The 5619-nt window shown below is 66.5% G+C and carries 7 protein-coding genes; all 7 read right to left on the bottom strand.

Going from position 1 to position 5619, the window contains the following annotated elements; translation table 11 throughout:
- Positions 1 to 67: 67 nt before the first annotated feature.
- The 7 genes from AB4Y86_RS10680 to AB4Y86_RS10650 are packed head-to-tail and all read right to left on the bottom strand — an operon-like array spanning position 68 to position 5560.
- Entirely contained in the window at positions 68 to 628 is a 561-nt protein-coding gene (locus AB4Y86_RS10680; protein WP_441402210.1) for a phosphoribosyltransferase domain-containing protein, read from the bottom strand.
- Positions 625 to 1806 carry an HpcH/HpaI aldolase/citrate lyase family protein gene (locus AB4Y86_RS10675; RefSeq protein ID WP_441402209.1) on the bottom strand — a complete coding sequence of 394 codons (1182 nt, stop codon included), beginning with the start codon at positions 1804 to 1806 and terminating at the stop codon, positions 625 to 627. Before AB4Y86_RS10675 ends, AB4Y86_RS10680 begins: the two co-directional genes overlap by 4 nt.
- 51 nt (positions 1807 to 1857) lie before the next feature.
- Positions 1858 to 2640, bottom strand: coding sequence for a hypothetical protein (locus tag AB4Y86_RS10670; RefSeq protein ID WP_441402208.1), 783 nt, complete (start codon positions 2638 to 2640; stop codon positions 1858 to 1860).
- Between the two features lie 2 nt (positions 2641 to 2642).
- The gene (locus AB4Y86_RS10665; protein WP_441402211.1) at positions 2643 to 3185 is read right to left on the bottom strand and encodes a TerD family protein; all 543 of its coding nucleotides are present in this window, start codon (positions 3183 to 3185) and stop codon (positions 2643 to 2645) included.
- Between the two features lie 8 nt (positions 3186 to 3193).
- Positions 3194 to 3715, bottom strand: coding sequence for a hypothetical protein (locus AB4Y86_RS10660; protein ID WP_441402207.1), 522 nt, complete (start codon positions 3713 to 3715; stop codon positions 3194 to 3196).
- Between the two features lie 34 nt (positions 3716 to 3749).
- Entirely contained in the window at positions 3750 to 4946 is a 1197-nt protein-coding gene (locus AB4Y86_RS10655; protein ID WP_441402206.1) for a toxic anion resistance protein, read from the bottom strand.
- A gap of 32 nt (positions 4947 to 4978) precedes the next feature.
- A complete protein-coding gene (locus AB4Y86_RS10650; RefSeq protein WP_441402205.1) occupies positions 4979 to 5560 on the bottom strand; it encodes a TerD family protein in 582 nt (193 codons plus the stop codon).
- Between the last annotated feature and the right edge of the window lie 59 nt (positions 5561 to 5619).

The raw sequence follows: 5619 nt of genomic DNA, 5'->3' as shown, positions 1-5619 counted from the left end.
CGCATGATGCGGGCGACTTCGCGGCGCACGATGGTCATCAGTGCGATGCGGTTGCGCTGGCCGTCGGTCAGGACCGGATGTAATAAGTGCCTAGTTGCCCGGCCACCAACTGGCCCAGCCCGGTGGCGGTCTCCGCATAGCCGATGGTCGCGACGCCGGGAAGCTCTGTCTGCTGCCGGGTGAGCAGCTCGCCCAGGGCGGCGACGGCGGTCATCCGGGCCTGGCGTTTTTCCTGGTCCTGGTTCGTTTCACCGGTCGGGTGGGCTTCACCTTCGAGCAGCCGCCCCAGCCGCTCCGCTGCCTCGTCGATATCGGCGGTCAACGATGCAGCGGTCACGGATCGGGCGGCCGCGCCACCTTCGGACCCGGCGGCATCCTGCAGTTCCCGACGGACCAGGAGTCCCAGCAGCCGGCCAGCCGCCGTCGCGATCCCGGGTTCGGTGGGGACGTGCTTGGCGAGGACCCTGGAGACCAGCAGGTGGGCCCGTTTGGGATTGCGCCGCAGCGCGAGTCCCACGAGGGCTTTTACCGGCAGCACGCTGCGCCCGGGGTCCGGGACGACGTCCACGCCGAGGGCGTCGCGCACGTACCCTCCGCTCCAGCGGGCGACCGTGTGGAGCTCGTTCACCGCATGCTCGCTTCCAGAAGTTCAACAAAGTTCACGCCGGGCCTGGCCACGCCGAAGGCCCGTGCGCGCAGCAGGGTGCGCTCGGCCCACGCCCGGTGCGGCTTCGCCTCGTTCATCTTGTTCCCGTAGGCCGAGGCCTTGGCGCCGCCCCCGGCGCTGCCGGCGATGTCCAGCGCATCGAGGTATTCCTCGTGGCTCACCACGCACATGGAGTGCACCACGGGCACGTGGCTGGGATGGATGACCGTCTTGCCCAGCAGGCCATTGGCCAGATCCAGCTCGATCTCCCGGATCAGGCCGTCCAGGTTGTCCATCAGGATGCGCTGGCGGAGCTGGCCCCCGTTGGCGGCTTCGAACGGCGTGGACCGCAACTGCGGGCGCAGCACCCGCTCGGTGTTGACGAAGTGTTCCCAGACAGGGCCGGAGATGACCCAGCCGTCATTCGGGCGGCCGAAGATGTTCACGACGTCGCCGATGATGTTTGCGACGACCTTGACGTTGTAGATGGTCAAGTCGCGGGAACGCCGCAGGCCGAACGCACTGGACATGTCCGTGGCGCCGATCCGGACGCACAGCACCAGCTCGCGGAACTCTTCGACGAGGGCTAGATTGTCCGTCAGCACCCGGACCCGCGACTCCAGATGGGTTGTCGAAAGGTCCTCGATGATTGGCATGGCCTTGAGCGCAGGTTCCGTCGATGCCGCGCCGCGGCCGGTCTCGTCATTCAACAGCCGCAGTGCCGCCAGGAATTCGCGGCCACGCCCGGTTTCGTTCTCGAACTTGGGCAGGACGAAGCCGTAGACGACGCCGAGCGCGGCACCGGCCCGGCGTCCTACATCCAGCAGTTGAGCGGGGGTGCGGCACCGGATGAAGATCAGCGGGAGATCATCCGGATGGTCCAGGGACAGCTCGGCCAGCGCAGCGAGCAGGTTCTCCTCCGCGGCGGCCACTTCCTCGTCGGGAACGGCGTCTTCAAGGCAGATGACGGTGCTCAAGCACCCGGCCCCCGTTTGTTTCCGGATTCCTGCTGCCAGCCCGCGTCGTGTGGCGGGCGAGTACAGCGTAGCCCCCAACGCCACGGCCAACAGACCGGCGTCCGAGGTGCGGTGAAGCGGTTCGGGACGCAGGTGAAATAGTCGGTCCTTGACAGGTTCGGCCAAGGCTTCGAAGTGCTGCATTGTCCCCCAAAATTGATAGCTGCAGGTGTTCGTTGCGCTGGCTTCCCCGGCCTAGCGCAGGAGCACCCGTTGGTCTAGCGGAATGGTCATCGTGAAACCGAACCAGGCCCAGATGGCGGCATCGGGGGCATCGGCCGGGACGAACTCCGTGCGCAGCTCCAGCACCGCGCCGATCCGCACGACATACAGAACGCTCCGCAGCCCGGCATCGTTCCGGGCGGCGACCGCTGCAGCGGCGCCGTCGAAGACCGCGACCGTCAACGGCGTCTCCCCGGCGACGAACAGCGCCCGGCGCAGGAGCCGGATGTGACGCAGGGCGACAATGCCTGAACCGTCCTGGAGGCCGGCCAGGGGCCTGTTCCCGGGGGTGCTCACCGAAGTGCCGGCGTGAAGCCCGTCGGCGTGCTGGGCTCCCGTGGTGAGCTTCTGGTCCTCCCACGCCACGGAGCGGAGCCCTGCCACCAGCAGCGAGCCAATCGCGGATTGCCTCGCATTCAGGCGCACCACCGGGTTCGCCGACCCCAGCTCCCGCACGCTACCGAAGTCCGGGGCCGGGAAGAGCCGGTCCGAGACCCCCGGGGCTGGGCGCTGTGCCGCTTGTGGGGCCGCCGCGCCGGCGGCGGGCCGGGTCCCGGCGGCGGCCCTGGTGGCCACCGACTGCGTGGGCACCGGGCCCAGGGTGAGTCCCGTGGAAGCCGGCCGGCCGGCCCCGACGTCGTGCGTCCGGGCGGCAGGCTCCGACGACGGCGGCGAGGGCTCCGGCTGCCGAACCGGCTTTCGGCGCCGGCTGAGGTAGCCGATATCTGTCCGCGCGGAGCTTCGATTCAATGCCATGCTCAGAGCTTCAACTGGAAGTCGGCGGCGACGGCCGCGAGCCCGGCCTCGTAGCCCTGGCCGAGGGCACGGAACTTCCAACCGCCGGCGTGCCGGTACAACTCGCCGAGAATCATGGCGTTGATCTTGTCCAGGTTGCCCAGGGCAACGCTGAAGCGCAGGAGCTCGCGGTTCTGCTCGTTCGCTACCCGCAGGTACGCGTTCTTGACCGCGGCGAAGGTGCCGGATCCCCGGACATCCGGATCCACGTAGAGCAGGACGGCGATCTTGGCGACCGACTCGGGCACCCTGTTGAGGTCGACGTCAATCTGTTCCTGATCCTCGGTTCCGGCGAAGGCAATGCTGCTGTCCGGGCTCGCGATCTGGTTGAAGAAGACGAGATGGTCATCCGACAGGGCGCGGCCGTCCTTTCCGCACATGATCACCATCGGAACCAGTTCGGCCTGCGGACCGCGGCTGGGGACCATGTCCCAGCCGATCCCCAGCAGCACCTTTTCCAGCCCGGGGTTCTCGGCAGTGAGGGCGGCATTGCTGCCCGCAACCATAGAAGCCACTAGCGTCCTTCCAAATGAAGACCATCAATATCGAATTTGTCCCGTAGGAACTGGCCGTGCACCGCCAGTTCCGTGACGGCCCCCGTGCGGACCTGGTTGTCCAGGTTCTTCACAGTCGAATAGAGCGTCTCGAGCTGCTCCAGCAGCCCCCTCGTCTCGGCCGACTCCTCGTGCCGCGACTCGGCGGCCAGCATCAGGTAGGCGCGCAACGGAGACGGCAGGTAGTCGGTAACGACGGCGTTCAACRGGACGCGCTGCTCCGTTGACGCCCCGGACCGGCCGATGTAACCGATCAGGGCGCGCAGGACGTCAACCACCTGCAACAGCTGCGAGACGACGACGGTCGGCAGCTCTGAGCCGCGCCCCAGCGCCATCCGCCTCAGCTCCTCGAGCGCGGTGCCGGTGACTGTCAGCTCATCGGCGGCTGGCCCGGCGGTGGAGCGGGATTCGGCGTCAGATACGGCAGCGGAGCCGGGAACTGCTCCGCTGCCGAACAACGCGCCAAAGAATTTTGCGACCATAGCCCGTAAGCCTAATTCTCAGGGGCGATGGCTGCTAATTCCCTTCCTGCTGACGCACCCGATCCAGGTACGGGCGGGCCCGTTCCAGTCCGGTTTCGAGAGCATGCACGGTGCCTTCCATGCTCTTGTTGGCCTGGGACCGGAAGGTGTCGATGGCGTCCATGGTCTGGAAGACGTTGTCGAAAGCCTTCTGCAGCGTTTCGACGCTGACCCCGGAACTCGCCGCCTGCTGGTGGATCCGCGCGGTCTGATCCTTAAGCATCTCGGAGGTCTTGAGGATCATGTTGTTCGTCGTCGTGTTGATGGCGTCGATCTGGTCCAGCACCATTTTCTGGTTGGCCAGGGCCTGTGCCACAATCACGGCGGTACGCAGCGCGGAGATCGTAGTGGTGCGCGCCCGCTCGACGCCCTTGATCAGTTCGGTGTTGTTTTTGCGGATCATGTCGATCGCCAGGTAGCCCTGCACCGAGACGGCCAGCTGGGTCAGGATGTCCTGATGGCGCTGGCGGATCGGATACAGCACGTCCGAGTCGAGCTTGCCCGCCTCTTCGATCTGGCCTTGCATCTTCATCTCGTCGATCCTGCTGGCCGTTGCAGTGTCCAGGGCCTTGGCGAACACCGCATATTCGCTCAGTCCCTGCATGGTCTCCCACAGCTGGGTCTTTTCCTGCGCGAGCGAGGCGTTGTCCTTGAGCAGCGCGTCCTGGCCAGCCATCAGGGACTTGATGATCTTGTCCAGCTGGGTCTGCGCACTCTCGTATCGCTGGAAATACTTCGCGAGCTTGTTGCCGCCCGGGATGATCCCCAGGATTTTCCGGCCGACGCCCAAGTCAGCGTTGTTCGGCGTCAGGTCCTCGACCGTCGAGCGGAGCTCACCCAGCGTTGAGGCAACCTGCACCTGGGCGCTGCTGCCGGACTTCTTCGCACCGGCCAGCGACGTCGATGACCGCTCGAGCAGCCGGCTGGAGGTGTTGGCGGAGGCCACCAGTTGCTGACCGCCCAGCCGGTTGATGCCGTCGATCTTGCTGGAGTACTCGGGGCTGAACGGGCTCATCGCCGACACCTCGCTGATGAAGGCGCGGGCCTGGGCGTTGATCTCCTGCTGGCGTTCGGCCGGCACCGGAACCATGCCGGGGGCGTCGTCGACCTTGACGATGTCGACGGTTTCCGGCGCGTTCAGTACCAGCGGCGTCGATGCCGCCGCCTCCGGCGGTGTCAGTTGCATACTCATGGGTCCGTCTCTCTTTCTATGGTCTGGGGTGCTTAGCCGAGCTGGACGCCGAAGTCCCCGGCGACGCCGGCGAGGCCGGTTGCGTAGCCCTGGCCGACAGCCTTGAACTTCCACTCGCCGTTGTGCCGGTACAGCTCCGAGAAGATCATGCAGGTTTCCGGCGCCGCGTCCTCGCTCAGGTCGTAGCGGACCACCTCGGTGTCGTTCTCCGAGTTGACCACCCGGCAGTAGGCGGCGCGCACCTGGCCGAAGTTCTGCCGGCGGGCTTCCGCCTGGTCGATCGAAACCACGAAAACGATCCGCTCAACATCCGCACCAACGGCGGAGAGTTCGACGGCGATCATTTCGTCGTCGCCGTCGCCCTCGCCGGAGCGGTTGTCGCCCTTGTGGACGACCGAGCCGTCGGCAGCCGCCGGCTGGTTGTAGAAAATGAAGTCCGCCGAGCTGCGGACTTTGCCGTCGGCGCCGAGCAGGAGCGCCGAGGCGTCCAGGTCGAAGGCATCACCGGTGGTGGTGCGGGGGTCCCAGCCCAGGCCGACCAGAACCTTGTTCAGCCCCGGGTCGGCCTTGGTGAGCGAGAGGTTACTGCCTTTGGTAAGTGTCAGGCCAGCCATGGTTGTTCTCCTTGTTCAATCCGGTGAAAGTGCGGTGCATGGCCCGGCATGGCCGGGCC

This window comes from Arthrobacter sp. 2YAF22_2, from assembly GCF_052114645.1.
Lineage (GTDB): Bacteria > Actinomycetota > Actinomycetes > Actinomycetales > Micrococcaceae > Arthrobacter.
The sequence above is the reverse complement of the archived record's forward strand: the minus strand, read 5'-3'. Positions and strand labels throughout refer to the sequence as shown.